Origin of the sequence: Mycobacterium sp. DBP42, assembly GCF_005924235.1 — a bacterium.
Classification (GTDB): Bacteria; Actinomycetota; Actinomycetes; order Mycobacteriales; family Mycobacteriaceae; genus Mycobacterium; species Mycobacterium syngnathidarum.
Map to the genome: position 1 here is coordinate 101,097 of NZ_VCMY01000010.1, position 15,660 is coordinate 116,756.

At 69.1% G+C, this 15,660-nt stretch carries 13 protein-coding genes; 10 read left to right on the forward strand and 3 right to left on the reverse strand.

The window, feature by feature from the left end:
- Positions 1-9 precede the first annotated feature (9 nt).
- Both E0T84_RS13005 and E0T84_RS13010 read left to right on the forward strand, forming a co-directional pair.
- Positions 10-894: an LpqN/LpqT family lipoprotein gene (locus E0T84_RS13005; RefSeq protein WP_075910471.1), complete on the forward strand. Its 885-nt coding sequence runs from the start codon at positions 10-12 to the stop codon at positions 892-894.
- 58 nt (positions 895-952) lie between these two features.
- The gene (locus E0T84_RS13010; protein ID WP_044514280.1) at positions 953-1,303 is read left to right on the forward strand and encodes a hypothetical protein; all 351 of its coding nucleotides are present in this window, start codon (positions 953-955) and stop codon (positions 1,301-1,303) included.
- A gap of 16 nt (positions 1,304-1,319) precedes the next feature.
- On the opposite strand, the gene E0T84_RS13015 is transcribed toward E0T84_RS13010, so the two are convergent.
- On the reverse strand, positions 1,320-1,925 hold the full coding sequence (locus tag E0T84_RS13015) for a YqgE/AlgH family protein (protein ID WP_070945591.1): 606 nt from the start codon (positions 1,923-1,925) through the stop codon (positions 1,320-1,322).
- 89 nt (positions 1,926-2,014) lie between these two features.
- Here E0T84_RS13015 and E0T84_RS13020 point away from each other — a divergent pair, with 89 nt between their 5' ends.
- The gene (locus tag E0T84_RS13020; RefSeq protein WP_075910472.1) at positions 2,015-3,298 is read left to right on the forward strand and encodes an MFS transporter; all 1,284 of its coding nucleotides are present in this window, start codon (positions 2,015-2,017) and stop codon (positions 3,296-3,298) included.
- 23 nt (positions 3,299-3,321) lie between these two features.
- The gene (locus tag E0T84_RS13025) at positions 3,322-4,098 is read left to right on the forward strand and encodes a TIGR03084 family metal-binding protein (protein ID WP_171055012.1); all 777 of its coding nucleotides are present in this window, start codon (positions 3,322-3,324) and stop codon (positions 4,096-4,098) included.
- A 79-nt stretch (positions 4,099-4,177) separates the two neighbouring features.
- Here E0T84_RS13025 and E0T84_RS13030 read toward each other — a convergent pair whose 3' ends face one another.
- Together E0T84_RS13030 and E0T84_RS13035 are read right to left on the reverse strand one after the other, a co-directional pair.
- Positions 4,178-4,669, reverse strand: coding sequence for a pullulanase (locus E0T84_RS13030; protein ID WP_070187693.1), 492 nt, complete (start codon positions 4,667-4,669; stop codon positions 4,178-4,180).
- A gap of 18 nt (positions 4,670-4,687) precedes the next feature.
- On the reverse strand, positions 4,688-6,154 hold the full coding sequence (locus tag E0T84_RS13035; protein ID WP_070187692.1) for a CCA tRNA nucleotidyltransferase: 1,467 nt from the start codon (positions 6,152-6,154) through the stop codon (positions 4,688-4,690).
- An 84-nt stretch (positions 6,155-6,238) separates the two neighbouring features.
- On the opposite strand from E0T84_RS13035, the gene E0T84_RS13040 reads away from it, so the two are divergent.
- The 6 genes from E0T84_RS13040 (at position 6,239) to trxB (ending at position 15,660) form a co-directional block, all read left to right on the forward strand.
- Entirely contained in the window at positions 6,239-7,042 is an 804-nt protein-coding gene (locus E0T84_RS13040; protein ID WP_070187691.1) for an NUDIX hydrolase, read from the forward strand.
- Entirely contained in the window at positions 7,039-9,525 is a 2,487-nt protein-coding gene (locus E0T84_RS13045; protein WP_138744642.1) for a DUF6049 family protein, read from the forward strand. The genes E0T84_RS13040 and E0T84_RS13045 overlap by 4 nt, the downstream gene beginning before the upstream one ends.
- Complete coding sequence (murJ, locus tag E0T84_RS13050) at positions 9,525-13,190, forward strand: murein biosynthesis integral membrane protein MurJ (RefSeq protein ID WP_138744643.1); 3,666 nt, start codon at positions 9,525-9,527, stop codon at positions 13,188-13,190. The genes E0T84_RS13045 and murJ overlap by 1 nt, the downstream gene beginning before the upstream one ends.
- Before the next feature lie 99 nt (positions 13,191-13,289).
- Positions 13,290-13,943 (forward strand): RNA polymerase sigma factor SigM, encoded by a 654-nt coding sequence (gene sigM, locus E0T84_RS13055; RefSeq protein WP_075910477.1) that lies wholly within the window; start codon positions 13,290-13,292, stop codon positions 13,941-13,943.
- Positions 13,894-14,643, forward strand: coding sequence for a hypothetical protein (locus tag E0T84_RS13060; RefSeq protein WP_070187689.1), 750 nt, complete (start codon positions 13,894-13,896; stop codon positions 14,641-14,643). Before sigM ends, E0T84_RS13060 begins: the two co-directional genes overlap by 50 nt.
- An 81-nt stretch (positions 14,644-14,724) precedes the next feature.
- On the forward strand, positions 14,725-15,660 hold the full coding sequence (gene trxB, locus E0T84_RS13065) for a thioredoxin-disulfide reductase (protein ID WP_070187688.1): 936 nt from the start codon (positions 14,725-14,727) through the stop codon (positions 15,658-15,660).

Consider the following 15,660-nt stretch of genomic DNA (forward strand, 5'->3'; position numbering starts at 1 on the left):
AACCAAGTGATGATCGAGTTGGCCGGCCGGTGGCGGGTGGTGGCAGCGGGCACCGCCATCGGCGTCTCCGCGGTTGTGGGCTTCGCCGGTCAGACCGCCTCAGCCGAACCTCTACTGCCGGCTCCCGGCGTTCCCGGGCCGGTTACCGTGGCCCAGCCCGTCCCCGGTGCAACACCCGCGGTCCCGGCTGCGGCGCCGGCTGCCCCCGCAGTCCCCGGTGCGACAACCGCGGTCCCGGTGGCCGTGCCGGCCCCGGCGGCCCAGACCATCACCCCGGCCACCTCAGGCACCTTCGCGGAGTTCTTCAAGAGCAAGGGCGTCAAGATGGAGCCTCAGGTCAGCCACAATTTCAAGGCGCTGAGCATCGTCTTGCCGTTGCCGTCCGGGTGGACCAACGTGCCCGATCCGAACGTGCCCGACGCCTTCGCCGTGATCGCCGACCGTTCCAGCACCGACCTCTACACCCCCAACGCACAGGTCGTGGTCTACAAGCTCGTCGGCGACTTCGACCCGGTCGAAGCCATCAGCCACGGCTTCGTCGACACCCAGCAGTTGCAGAGCTGGCGCCCCACCGACATGGCCATGGGCTCCTTCAACGGATTCCCCTCGGCATTTATCGAAGGTAGCTACATGTCGGGCAGCCAGATGCTCAACACCTCGCGCAGGCACATCCTGGCCACCGCGGGCCCCGACCGTTACCTGGTGTCGTTGTCGGTGAACTCCTCAGCCGCCAACCAGGGTGTTTCCGCGGCTGCCGACGCCGCCGACGCGATCGTGTCGGGGTTCAAGGTCAGCGCCCCGGCCCCCGCCGCCGCGCCGCCGCCAGCTACCCCGGCCCCGGCCGCACCCGCGCCCGCACCGGGTTTGCCCCAGCTCCTGGGCCTGCAACGCTGAATCAGCGGCACCAAACCCGAGCTCGCAATACCGATCGGCGCCTCGTATTGTGTGGCGCATGCTGATCGCCGCGCTGCTGTGTTTGAGCGCCGCCGTCATCGTCGGCGTGTTCGGGCTGTGGTTGTTGACCAGACCTCGCACCGGTGATCCCGTGCGCTCGGTGCTGAGGGCAGTGGCCCCAACCCAACTGGCTGCCGCGGTGATGCTCGCCGCCGGTGGCGCCGCCGCCCTGGCCGCCGCACCCCACACCGGCTTGATGGTCGTCATGGTGTGCATCATCGGCGCTGTCGCCACCGTGGCGGCCGGCTGCTGGCAGAGCGCCAAGGCCGTGGCGGCAGCGGAGGCCGGCTCGGCTTCCGGTGCGGGCTGCGCCGGCTCGTGTGCCAGCTGCACGTTGTCGTGCAAGTGACGGACTGCGGGCAGCGCTAGTTGCGGCTCACGTCGATCGGATGTGTGGCCAGTAGCGACATCGGCAACGGCTGACGGCGCAGCACCCGACCCCACAGATCGATCCTCGGTTCGATCAGCACGTCCGACGGCAACGCCGAGAGCACCATCCAGTCGTCCCGCTCGATCTCGCCGTCCAGTTGTCCGATGGTCCAGCCGGAGTATCCGGCGAATATCCGCACGCCCTCGATGACCGGGGCCAGCGTGTCCGGATCCGCGTCGAGATCGACCATCACCACCCGGCCCTGCACGTGACGCAGCCCCGGAACGCCGTCGGCCTGCATGCCCACCCGCAGCGTCGCCAGGCACAAGGCGGAGTCCCGCTTGACCGGGCCACCGATGAACATGGTCTTGGGTTTGGCGGTGAGCTTCGACCACTGCGGCAGCACGTTGTAGACGGCGGTTTCGCTGGGCCGGTTCAGCACGACACCGAGAGTCCCGCCGGCGTTGTGCTCGACGATGTAGATGACGCTGCGCCGGAACGTCGGCTCCAGCAGATCGGTGTTGGCCAGCAGCAGTGTGCCCGGCCGTACCCGGTGCGCCGCAGGTGCGATGAAATCCTCCGGATCTTCTGACTGCGCCACGCCCTACATCATGGCACCGCCATTGCCCACAGGGGGCGAACAAGCCCGGGCGCGGTCGGATTTCGGCACAGCTTTGTACTGTTGATCGGGTGATTCATGCTCGTGCTCCCCGTGCCCTGTGGCACTCACTGCGCGGCATGACCGAATTCCGCCGGCTGCTGGAGTTGCGTGCGGTCAGCCAGTTCGGCGATGGGCTGTTCCAGGCCGGGCTGGCCGGTGCGATCCTGTTCAATCCGGAACGCCAGGCCGAGCCGTGGCAGATCGCCGCGGCGTTCGCGGTGATGTTCCTGCCGTACTCGGTGCTGGGCCCGTTCGCCGGAGCCCTGCTGGACCGCTGGGACCGGCGCCTGGTGCTGATCGGGGCGAATCTGGGCCGGCTGATCGTGGTGCTGCTGGTGGGTACGTTGCTGGCCTTCGGAGCCGGCGACATCCCCATCCTGTGTTGCGCGCTGATCGTCAACGGGTTGACCCGGTTCGTCTCCTCGGGCCTGTCTGCCTCGCTGCCCGACGTGGTTCCGCACGACCGCGTGGTGACGATGAACTCGGTAGCCACCGCCGTCGGTGCGCTGGCAGCCTTTTTGGGCGCCGACTTCATGCTGGTGCCGCGCAAGCTGGTCGGCGCCGACGACACCGGCGCCTCGGTGGTGATGTTCATCGTGGCGCTTCCGGTGGCGCTCGCGCTGTGGTTGTCGGTGCGCTTCGGCCCCCATGTGCTCGGCCCGCACGAGAGCAAGCGAGCCATCCACGGCTCGGTGGTCTACGCGGTGGCCACCGGTTGGGTGCACGGCATCCGGACCGTCTGGGCCGTGCGCCCCGTGGCGGGAACGCTGGCCGGGCTGGCCGCCCACCGCATGGCCTTTGGGATCAACTCGCTTCTGGTGCTGGTGATCGTCCGGCACACCGACGATCCGGATGTGACCGGACTGGGCCTGGGTACCGCGGTGCTGTTCGTGGCCGCCGGCGGTGTCGGACAGTTCCTCGCCACGATCTTCGCCCCGGCGGTGATCGGCCGCTTCGGCCGCTACGCGACGGCCAACGGCGCATTGGGTTTCGCCGTGCTGACACAGCTGGTGGCGATCGGCCTGCACGTGCCGGTGATGCTGGCCTGTGGCTTCCTGCTCGGCGCCGCCGGGCAACTTGTGAAGCTGTGCGCGGATTCGGCGATGCAGCTCGATGTCGACGACGCGCTCCGCGGTCACGTGTTCACCGTGCAGGACGCGCTGTTCTGGATGTCGTTCGTCGCCGCGATCGCCGTGGCAGCCGCGGTGATTCCCGCCGACGGGCGATCGCCGGCACTGGTGGTCGCCGGTGCCGCGGCCTATCTCGTCGGCCTCGGCCTGCACGCGACGGTGGCATCCCGGAAACGGGTGTGACCCTCCGGTCTAGGCTGGCCGCCATGGTGAGCGCCGAGCCGATCGTGGCCGACTTGTCCGCCGAGAGCGATGAACTCGATGCCCTGGTGGCCGACCTGCCGCCCGAGCGCTGGGCCACGCCCACCCCGGCCGAAGGTTGGACCATTGCCCACCAGATCGCCCACCTGCTGTGGACGGATCGGGTGTCGGTCATCGCGATCACCGACCAGGCCGGCTTCGAGGCGGTCCTCGCCGAGGCGTGGAAGAACCCGACCGGATTCGTCGACGCGGCCGCCGAGGAACTCGCACTGACCCCGCCCGAGCAGCTGCTGGCCGATTGGCGGACCACCCGCGCGAGACTGCACACCGAGCTGGTGAACGTGGCCGAGGGCCGCAAGCTGCCCTGGTTCGGCCCGCCGATGAGCGCGACATCGATGGCCACGGCCCGCATGATGGAGACCTGGGCGCACGGGCTTGATGTGGCCGACGCTCTCGGCGTGCACCGGCCGGCGACCACGCGCCTGCGATCGATCGCTCACATCGGTGTTCGCACAAGAGATTTCGCGTTCACGGTGCATGAGCTGACGCCGCCGGCCGAGCCGTTCCGGGTCGAGCTTCGCGCGCCCGACGACACTCAGTGGGAGTGGGGTCCGCCCGATGCACAACAGCGGGTGACGGGTTCTGCCGAGGACTTCTGCATGCTGGTGACCCAGCGCCGGGCGCCCGCCGATCTGGACGTGAGAGCGGTGGGCGAGGACGCCGCCAAGTGGCTGACCATCGCACAGGCCTTCGCCGGACCGCCGGGGGCCGGGAGGGGCTGAGCGGTCGACTAGCGGGATTCGATTCTGCGCCCAGGCCGCGAAAGCTCAAGAGGCCCAGGCCGTCACGCAGAGTCAACACTCACGAAACGGCGTCGGCGCGGCCGTCCCCGTCCGTGTCGGCCAGCTTGAGGTCCCACCGCCCGTCACCGTCGGTGTCGACGTAGGCCAGACCCCCGGCCAACGCCCGATCGGCCCGCCCGTCCCCGTCCGCATCGAGCAGCCGGTCATCGACCGCGCCGTCGCCGTCGAAGTCGACCAGCGGCCCACCCGTCTGCTCGACGCCGTCCAACCCGAACCAGCGCACCTGCCCAGACCGGTCGACACGCACCGCCCAGGTGCCCGAACCGTCGTCGGAGAAATAGCTTTCGGCCCGCCCGTCATCGTCGGCATCGAGCACGGCCCGCTCGGCGCTCCCGTCGCCGTCGAAATCGGCCATCACGTCGTCGATACGGCCGTCCCCGTCGAAATCCAGGCCGATGCCGTCCGGAGCGCCGTCGCCGTCCACGTCCACATCGGGAACCCCGGTGAAAATCGCCGCGGTGCCATCGGGTTCACCCAGGCAGTAGTCCATGACTGATCAGACGCACGATCAGCCCCTGGCGTTCCACCATTTCAACAATTCGTCGACGGCCTGCTCACGGGACAGCGGCCCGTGGTCGAGCCGGAGCTCCTTGAGGTACTTCCACGCCTCACCGACCTGCGGGCCCGCCGGAATGCCCAGGATCTCCATGATCTCGTTGCCGTCGAGATCCGGCCGGACCCGCTGCAGATCCTCCTTGGCCGCCAGCTCGGCGATCCGGTTCTCCAGATCGTCGTAATTGGCCTGCAGGCGCGCGGCGCGACGCTTGTTGCGGGTGGTGCAGTCGGCGCGGACCAGCTTGTGCAGCCGGCCGAGCAGCGGGCCTGCGTCGGTGACATAGCGGCGTACCGCCGAGTCGGTCCACTTGCCGGTGCCCTTGTCGTCGGCGTAGCCGTGGAACCGCAGGTGGAGATACACCAGCTGCGACACGTCGTCGACCATCTGCTTGGAGTACTTGAGCGCCCGCATCCGCTTGCGGGTCATCTTCGCGCCGACCACCTCGTGGTGGTGGAAGCTCACCCCGCCGTCGGATTCGTGCTTGCGGGTGGCGGGCTTGCCGATGTCGTGCAGCAGCGCGGCCCAGCGCAACACCAGGTCCGGACCCTCGTCCTCGAGATCGACAGCCTGACGCAGCACCGTCAGCGAATGCCAATAGACGTCCTTGTGCTGGTGGTGTTCGTCGATGGCCATCCGCATCTCACCGACCTCGGGCAGCACCACATCGCCCAACCCGGTCTGAACCATCAGATCGACCCCGGCAACGGGATCCTTACCCAGCAGCATCTTGTCCAGCTCGGCGGCGACCCGCTCGACGGTGATCCGCCCCAACTGCGGAGCCATCTCCAGCAGTGCCTCAAGAACCCGCGGCGCCACCTCGAACCCGAGCTGCGAGACAAACCTGACCGCACGCAACATCCGCAGCGGATCATCGCCGAAAGACACCTGCGGCGCAGACGGAGTGTCGAGGAGCTTGGCCTGGATGGCCGCCAAACCGCCCAGGGGATCGATGAATTCGCCGATTCCGCCCGGCTGGTCCGGGGTGATCCGGACCGCCATCGCGTTCACCGTGAAATCGCGGCGCACCAGATCGTCATCGAGGTTGTCGCCGAACTCGACGGTCGGATTCCGTGACACCTGGTCGTAGCTGTCGGCGCGGAACGTGGTGATCTCAAGCCGGTGCTCACCCTTGCCGACACCGACGGTGCCGAACTCGATCCCGGTGTCCCACAGCGCGTCGGCCCACGGCCGCAGGAATTTCACCATCTGCTCGGGCCGGGCATCGGTGGTGAAGTCGAGATCACTGTGCGCGGTCAGCCGGCCCAGCAGGGCGTCACGCACACTGCCACCGACCAGATACAGCTCATGACCCGCCGCAGCGAACACCGCACCGAGCCCGTGCAGCACCTCGGCGCGCTCCTTCAACGAGACCAGGGCGCCCGCCAACAATTCGGCATCAGTAACAACAGCGTCGGACACGTTCGATGAGCCTAATGCTCGCAGTGTGGTCACAACCGGCGAGTGTGGCAGGAGGGCCACCCCGCGGCAGCTACTATCGCTTGGGTGTCGGACGGCGAACAGGCCAAACCACGACGGCGCCGCAGTCGGCGTCGTGGCCGTCGTCGTGCACAAAGGGCGGCGGGGCCGCCGGCCGGTGATCAGGGCAATGAAGCCGCCGCACCCAGCGAAGCGACTGCCGGCTCCACGACTCCCACCCCAACCCCTCGTGACCAGTCCAAGCAACACAAGTCGCGACCGCGTCGACCCCCGGAGCGGCTGCGGACCGTACACGAGACCTCGGCCGGAGGTTTGGTCATCGACGGCATCGACGGCCCCAAGGACACGCAGGTGGCAGCATTGATCGGTCGGGTCGACCGGCGCGGACGGATGCTGTGGTCGCTGCCCAAGGGTCACATCGAACTCGGCGAGACGGCCGAGCAGACCGCGATCCGCGAAGTCGCCGAGGAAACCGGCATCCGCGGTGACGTGCTGGCCGCGCTCGGCAGCATCGACTACTGGTTCGTCACCGAGGGCCGGCGGGTGCACAAGACCGTGCACCACTACCTGCTCCGCTTTCAGGGCGGAGAACTGTCCGACGACGACGTCGAGGTGACCGAGGTCGCCTGGGTCCCGCTGCGGGATCTGCCCTCCCGGCTGGCCTACGCCGACGAGCGCAAGCTCGCCGAAGTGGCCGGCGAACTCATCGACAAACTGCACACCGACGGTCCGGGCTCCCTGCCGCCGCTGCCCCGCAGCGCGCCTCGGCGCCGTCCGCAGACCCACTCACACGCCCGCAATCACCGCCGCGACGACCCTGCGCAACCCCAGCCCCGCCGGCGCACGAACGGATGCGGACAGGGACCGTGACCGCCGCCCCGGCGGTGCGCCGAGGGGTCTCCCTCCTCGCGCACACAGTGGTGCTTGTGGCGGTGGTGTTGCTGTGCTCGGTGTGGTCCACCGCGGCGCTGCCCGTGCTTCTGCCCCAAGCCGAAGCGAGCGAACCCGGCGAGCTGCCGTTCCTGCAGATCCGGATCGACCGCGTCACCCCGGACGTCGTCACCACCACCAGTGAGTCGACGCTGACCGTCAGTGGATCCGTGCTCAACGTCGGCGACCGCCCGGTACGCGACGTGGACATCCGGATGGAACACGCCAACGCCGTGACCTCGTCGAGCCAGCTGCGTACCGACCTCACCGGGGACGTCGCCCGCTTCGAGCCGGTGGCCGACTTCGTCACGCTGGCCCCGGAGCTGGAACGGGGCCAGTCGGTCGGATTCAACCTGACCTATCCCCTGCGCACCGACGGTTCCGGATCACTGCACATCACCGAACCCGGCGTCTACCCCGTGCTGATCAACGTCAACGGGACACCGGACTACGGTACGCCGGCCAAACTGGACGACTCCCGCTTCCTGCTGCCCGTGCTCGGCGTGCCTCCCGACCGGCCCGCAGGCGAGGCACCCGACTCGATGTCGGCGGCGGAGACACTCAGTTCGGTGGTGCCGCCGGACACATCGCAGCCGGTGCGCATGACCATGCTCTGGCCCCTGGCCGACCGCCCTCGGCTGGCCCCGGGGGCGCCCGGCGGGACGACGCCCGTGCGTCTGGTCGACGACAGCCTGGCCGCCTCGCTGGCTCCCGGCGGGCGGCTCGACACCTTGCTTTCGGCGGCTGATTTCGCCACCGGCCCGACCGTCGACTCCGGCGGCCAGATGCGCGCCACCCTGTGCCTTGCCGTCGACCCCGACCTGCTGGTCACAGTCAATGCGATGACCGGCGGCTACGTCGTCAACGACGGTCCCGACGCCGGGGCCGCCACCCCGACGCGCCCCGGCACCGGGCAGGAAGCCGCGATCGCCTGGCTGAACCGACTGCGTGCCCTGGCCACGCGGCTCTGCGTGGCACCCACCAACTACGCGCAAGCCGACCTGGCCGCCCTGCAGCGGGTCGGTGATCCGGGCCTGAGTGCGATCGCCACCAACGGCGCCGGCGACATCGTCGACCAGATTCTGGGCATCACCTCGGTCCGAGGAGCCAGCATCCTGGGCGACGGTCCGCTCACCCGGCCCGCCCTGGACCTGCTGGCGGCCCAGGGGCAGACGGTCAGCATCTCGGCCGCGCACATCACCGCTCAGGACTCCGAGACCGGGGCTCCCGAGACCGCCGACATCACGCCTCTGCGGTACCGGCCGGAAGTCGTGGCCGCCGGATTCGACCCGGCCGTCGGGGCCGCACTGGCCGGTGCGGGCACCGATCCGGTGGCACCGTCCTACCTGGACCCGTCACTGCAGATCCCGGTACGCCACGACTCGCAGACCGCACGGCGCCAGGACGCGCTGGGTGCGCTGCTGTGGCGCGGGCTCACCCCCACCGAGGAGCCGCGGACCCAGATCCTGATGCCACCGCTGGTGTGGTCGCTGGACGCCAACGACGCGCAGGCCATCCTGACGTCGGTGGCCACCACGATCCATGCCGGCCTGGCCGTGCCGCGCCCGCTGCCCGCGGTGATCGCCGAGAGCAGCGCCCTGCCGCCCGAACCCGTGGCCCCGCCGCCACCGGACACCCTGGGCGACCCGCGCGGCAACGTCGACCAGAACATCGACAGCGGTATCGCCGCGGTGGTCGGCCGGCTCTGGGGCCTGACCGCCGCGCTGACCACCGACGAGCGCACCGGCCTGACCGGCATGCAGTACACCGCGCCGCTACGGGAAGACACGCTGCGCGCGCTCAGCCAATCCGTGCCGCCAGAGGCCCGCGAAGGTTTGGCCGAGCAGCGGTTGCAAGCGGTCAGCCGCAGCGTGAACGACATGTTCAGGGCGGTGACGATCGTCAACCCGGGCGGGGCGTACACGCTGGCCACCGAACGCAGCCCGCTCCCGCTGGCCCTGCGCAACGACCTGCCGGTACCCGTACGGGTCCGGCTGCACGTGGACGCGCCGCCGGGCATGACCGTCACCGACATGGGCGAGATCGAGCTGCCACCCGGCTATCTGCCGCTGCGGGTGCCCATCGAAGTGCACTTCACCCAGCGGGTGGCCGTCGATGTCAGCCTGCAGACCACCGAGGGCCTCACCCTCGGCGAACCGGTGCGGTTGTCGGTGCACTCCAACGCCTACGGCAAGGTGCTGTTCTTCATCACCCTGTCGGCCGGGGCGGTGCTGGTGGCACTCGCCGGGCGCCGGTTGTGGCACCGCTTCCGCGGTCAGCCCGACCGCGCCGACCTCATCCCCCCGGGCGAACACCCCGACCCGCTCGATGTCGCCATGGCGTTCAACGCCGAGCCCGGCACCGAAGACCGCGCCGAGCCCGCCGCCGCGCCGAGCTCTGAATCCAGTCCGGACCGACCCTGATGACCGTGCCCGACCACAACCCGACCCGACCCCCGAAAGCACCGGCGCAGCCGGCCGGGCGCGCCGAGCTGTCCGATGCAGCGGTGGTGTCGCGCTCGTGGGGCATGGCGTTCGCCACGCTGATCTCACGCATTACCGGATTCTTGCGGTTCGTACTGCTCATGGCACTCCTCGGCGGGCCGCTGACCAGCTCGTTCTCGGTGGCCAACCAGCTGCCCAACATGGTGGCTGCACTCGTCTTGGAAGCCACCTTCACCGCGATCTTCGTGCCGGTATTGGTCCGCGCCGAACGCGATGATCCCGACGGCGGGCGGGCCTTCATCCGTCGGCTGGTGACCCTGGCCACGACGCTGCTGCTGGTCACCACGGTGCTCTCGGTGCTGTGTGCCCCGTTGCTGGTGAAGCTCATGCTGGGCAGCCACCCCGAGGTCGACACCCCGCTGACCACCTCATTCGCCTACCTGCTGCTGCCACAGGTGTTGTTCTACGGCCTGACGTCGGTGTACGGCGCGATCCTCAACACCCGCAACATCTTCGGCCCGCCGGCCTGGGCGCCGGTCGTCAACAACGTCATCGCCATCCTGACGCTGGGCCTGTTCGTCCTGGTGCCCGGCGCGCTGTCGGAGAACCCGGTTCAGATGGGCACGGCCAAACTGCTGGTGCTCGGTATCGGCACCACCCTCGGCGTCGTGGCCCAGGCCATGGTGCTGTTTGTGGCCATCCGGACCGAGCGGGTCAGCCTGCGGCCGCTGTGGGGTATCGACGACCGGCTCAAGAAGTTCGGCGGCATGGCCGCGGCGATGGTGCTGTACGTGCTGATCAACCAGATCGGGTTCATCGTCGGCAACCGGATCGCGAGCAGCGCGGCCGCTTCCGGGCCGGCCATCTACAACTACACCTGGCTGGTCCTGATGTTGCCGTTCGGGATGATCGGCGTCACGGTGCTCACGGTGGTGATGCCGCGCCTGAGCCGCAACGCCGCGGCGAACGACATCCCTGCCGTCCTCGACGATTTCTCCCTGGCCACCCGATTGACCATGGTGACGCTGATCCCGATCGTGGCGATGATGACCGTCGGCGGGCCGGCGATCGGCAGCGCCCTGTTCGCCTACGGCAGGTTCAGCGCCTCCGACGCCGGTTACCTCGGCATGGCGATCACCCTGTCCTCGTTCACCCTCATCCCCTACGCGCTGGTACTCCTGCAGCTGCGGGTGCTCTACGCGCGGGAGCGACCGTGGACTCCCATCGTGATCGTCGTGGTCATCGCCGTCGTCAAGATCATCGGTTCGATCGCCGCGCCGCACGTCACCGACGACCCCAGCATGGTGGCCGGGTACCTCGGCCTGGCCAACGGCTTGGGATACGTGGCCGGAGCGATCGCGGGCTACCTACTGCTGAAAGCCAACCTGCGGCCGGGCGGCGGACAATTGCTGCGTCCCGCGGTGATCCGCACGATCCTGGTGACGGTCGCGGCGTCATTGATCGCGAGCCTGGTGGCGCACACCGTCGACCAGCTGCTGGGGCTGGAGTCGCTGACCACGGCCGGCGGCGCCGCCGGATCGATGCTGCGCCTGATCACACTGGGGCTCATCATGGTCCCGATCATCGCCGGCGTGATGCTCGCGGCCCGCGTGCCCGAGGCTCACTCGGCGTTGGACATGATCCGACGCCGGCTCGGGCGAGGGCGTGTCGCGCCGAGTCCGGGGGCAGGACAGGTAGCCGCGCAAACAATCGCGCCGCCCGTCAGACCGCACCCCGCATCGCCAGTCACGTACCCTGATCAGAGGAATTCTTCTCCCAGCGGGTGGCCGCCAAGCCCGGCAGCCGCCGGAGGCGGGACTCCGGCAGGTGTTGCCGGGGCGGGGATGTGGAAAGGATCACCGGTGACCGACGAATCTACGGACGGCCCGGCAGCGAACACCGCCTCGAGTTCCGGGATGACAACCGAGACGACGAAGTTGCCGCGTTCGGCCGCCGACGAGTTCCAGCCGGACGTGGCCCCCGACGGCCCGAAAGACAGCACCCCACCAGACACGGGTGACACGTCCGATGACGCGGCCGGTGGCCACACCAACGGAGCGACGCGCCCGCTCACCGATTTCGGCGGTGACCCGACCCGTGAGCCGATCTCGTTCGCCCCGCCCAACGATGCCGGACTCGATTCGGCAGATGACGACGTGCACCTGATCCCGGGGGCCACCATCGCCGATGGCCGCTACCGGTTGCTGGTGTTCCACGGCGGTCCCCCGCACCTGCAGTTCTGGCAGGCGCTGGACACCGCGCTGGATCGCCAGGTGGCGTTGACATTCGTCGACCCGGACTCGACCCTGCCGGATGCCAAGGTTCAGGAAATCCTTTCGCGCACCCTCAAACTCAGCCGTATCGACGTTCCCGGGATCGCTCGGGTGCTCGACGTGGCCCACAGCGGATCCGGCGGGCTGATCGTCTCGGAGTGGATTCGTGGCGGCTCGCTGGCCGAGGTGGCCGATACCTCGCCGTCCCCGATCGGTGGCGCCCGGGCCATCCAGTCGCTGGCCGCGGCGGCCGAGGCCGCCCATCGCGCCGGCGTCGCCCTGTCGATCGACCACCCGGGCCGGGTGCGCGTCAGCATCGAAGGCGATGTGGCACTGGCCTTCCCGGCCACCATGCCCGACGCCACCCCTGACGACGACATCCGCGGTATCGGAGCCGCGCTCTACGCACTGCTGGTCAACCGCTGGCCACTGCCGGAATCGGGCGCCCGCAGCGGGCTGGAACCGGCTGCACTGGACCAAGCCGGCCAGCCGGTCGAGCCGCGCGCCATCGATCGCGAGATCCCGTTCCAGATCTCGGCGGCAGCCGCTCGCGCCGTCCAGCCCGGTGGTGGAATCCGCAGTGCACCAACGCTTTTGAATCTGCTGCAACAGGCCACCGCGATCGCCGACCGGACCGAGCTGCTGGGGTCGGTGGAAGAGACCCCCGCGCCGGCCGCCCCGGTCCGGGCACACGAGACGCCCGAGGAGCACGAGGCTGCCGAGGCGCGGCGCCGTAAGGGCCTGATCATCGGCATCAGCGTGGGCGCCGGCATCATCCTGGTCGCACTGCTGGTATTGGCTTCGGTGCTCAACAGCATCTTCGGCGATGTCGGGGGCGGGCTGAACCGCGATGAGCTCGGCCTCAACGCGCCATCGGCGAGCAGTGAGGAAACCACGGACGATTCCACCGCGGCCAGCGGCAGCACGGTGAAACCCGTTCGCGCCACGGTGTTCTCACCTGAGGGCGAAGCCGACTCACCATCCACGGCGGGGCAGGCCATCGACGGTGACTCCAGCACCGCGTGGTCCACCGACACCTACTCGGATCCGGCTCCGTTCCCCGGGTTCAAGAACGGTGTCGGCCTGATGCTGCAGTTGCCGCAGCCGACCGTGATCGGCTCGGTAACCCTCAACGTGACGAGCACCGGCACCTCGGTGCAGATCCGCTCGTCCCAGTCCGCCAACCCGTCGTCACTCTCGGACACCACCGAGCTGACCCCGTCGACCCCGCTGAAGCCCGGCTCCAACACCATCTCGGTGAACAAGGAATCGTCGACCTCCTACGTGCTGGTCTGGATCTCGACGCTGGGCACCGTGGACGGCAAGAGCCGTACCGACATCTCCGAGATCACCCTCAAAGCGGCGTCCTGACCCGCCATCCCCAGCCAATTCAGCTCCCTGAACAGGCGTTATATCGGGTCGGGCAAACAAGTGTCCAGGCCGCGGCCCGACAGCGTTTAAGTTCAGCGTGTGGGAAGGTTCGGGGGAGCCGGCAAGCCGGCCACAGGGCAGCCGCGGGGGCACGACACCGCCACACGTTCTGACGCCGAGCTGCTCGCCGCCCACGTCGCCGGGGATCGCTACGCGTTCGAGGAGCTCGTCCACCGACACCACCGGCAGTTGCGCCGCCTGGCCTTTCTGACCAGCCGCCATCACGAAGACGCCGACGACGCGGTGCAAGAGGCCCTGCTGTCCGCTCACCGCACCGCCGCGTCGTTCCGCCACGACTCTGCGGTCAGCAGCTGGCTGTACCGGATCGTGGTCAACGCCTGCCTGGACCGGGTGCGCCGGTCGCGTACCCAGCCGGCAGCGTCGCAGTACGAGTCCAGCCACCTGCTGCACCTACACGACCCGGCCGGTGACCCGGCACCACGGGTGGCCACCGCGATCGTGGTGGAGCGGGCCCTCATGCAGCTGCCGGTCGAGCAGCGCGCCGCCGTGGTGGCCGTCGACATGCAGGGCTATTCGGTGGCCGAGACGGCGAAGTTGCTCGGGGTGGCCGAGGGCACCGTGAAGAGCCGCTGCGCCCGCGCCAGGCACAAGTTGGCGCGGCTGCTCCAGTATTTTGAATCCGATGAACGGCAGCACGCCCCGAGTGCCGTCGGACGGCCCGATTCCTGCTGACCTGCTGGCCGACCTGCAGGCCGGGCTGCTCGACGACGCCACCGCCGCGGATGTCCGTCGGCGCGTGCGCACCGACCCGGTGGCCGGCCCCCAAGCCAGGAGCACCCTCGCCGCCCTCGATCGGGTGCGCCGCGACCTGCGCGAGCTGGGGGCGGATTCACAGTCGGCTCCCCCGGTGCCCGCCGAGGTCAGCGCTCGACTGTCCGAAGTGCTGCGGGCTGAACCGGCACCGGCTCCACCAGCACGACGCTGGAAGTCACTCGCCGCTGTCGCCGGTGTTACCGCGGCGACAGCGGCCGCGGTGCTGGGCGTGGCCGTACTGCTGCACCCGGCGGATGAGGTGGCCTCGACACGGGTCAGCCTCGGCCAGATCACGGTGTCACCGCCGCGTTCCGGGGTCGGCCTGTCCGAAACCCAGATCCTGAGCCTGCTGTCGAAACCGCCCGACCTGGGACCGCTGACCGACGCAAAGCGCCGCACCGCCTGCCTCACTGCACTGGGGTATCCGACCGGAATCGCGATTCTGGGCGCCGAGCCGATCGAGGCCGCCGGTCAGCCCGGGGTGCTGGTGGTCGTACCCCCGAATCCGCCCGATCCGCCCGAATCCGTCGTCGCCGTGGTGCTGCCCTCGGACTGCGCCGCCGGCCACACCGGCCCCCTGGCCCAGACCGTGGTGAAACGCCCGGTGAAACGTCCGTAGTCTGTCCTACGAACTCACCTGGGAACACATCCGGCCTAGGCTGACGTTGCAACCCGTGCCGAGTACGGCAGAAAGGCTTACATGTCCAACTCAGCGACGGTTCACGACGTCATCATCATCGGTTCCGGCCCCGCCGGATACACCGCAGCGATCTACGCTGCCCGCGCCCAGCTCAAGCCGCTGGTGTTCGAGGGCTCCCAGTTCGGTGGCGCATTGATGACCACCACCGAGGTGGAGAACTACCCGGGATTCCGCGAAGGCATCACCGGTCCCGAACTGATGGATGAGATGCGGGAACAGGCCCTGCGCTTCGGTGCCGACCTGCGCATGGAGGACGTCGACGCCGTCGACCTCACCGGTCCGGTGAAGTCCGTCACTGTCGGCGACGAGACCCACCAGGCCCGGTCGGTGATCTTGGCGATGGGTGCCGCGGCGCGACACCTCGGTGTCCCCGGCGAAGAGGCCTTGACCGGTATGGGCGTGAGCACCTGCGCCACCTGCGACGGATTCTTCTTCCGCGACGAGGACATCATCGTCGTCGGTGGCGGCGATTCTGCGATGGAAGAGGCGACGTTCCTCACTCGCTTCGCCCGATCGGTGACACTGATCCACCGCCGCGACGAGTTCCGGGCCTCCAGGATCATGCTGGAGCGGGCCCGCGCCAACGAGAAGATCACCTTCCTCACCAACACCGAGATCACCCAGATCGAGGGCGATCCGAAGGTGACCGGAGTTCGGCTGCGTGACACCGTCACCGGCGAGGAGTCCAAGCTCGAGGTCACCGGCGTGTTCGTGGCCATCGGTCACGATCCACGTTCGGAACTGGTGCGCGGGCAGATCGATCTCGATGACGAAGGCTACGTGCAGGTCAAAGGCCGTACCACCGCAACCACACTCGACGGCGTGTTCGCCGCGGGCGACCTTGTCGACCACACCTACCGCCAGGCCATCACCGCTGCGGGCAGCGGCTGTTCGGCGGCGATCGACACCGAGCGCTGGCTCGCCGACAACGACTGA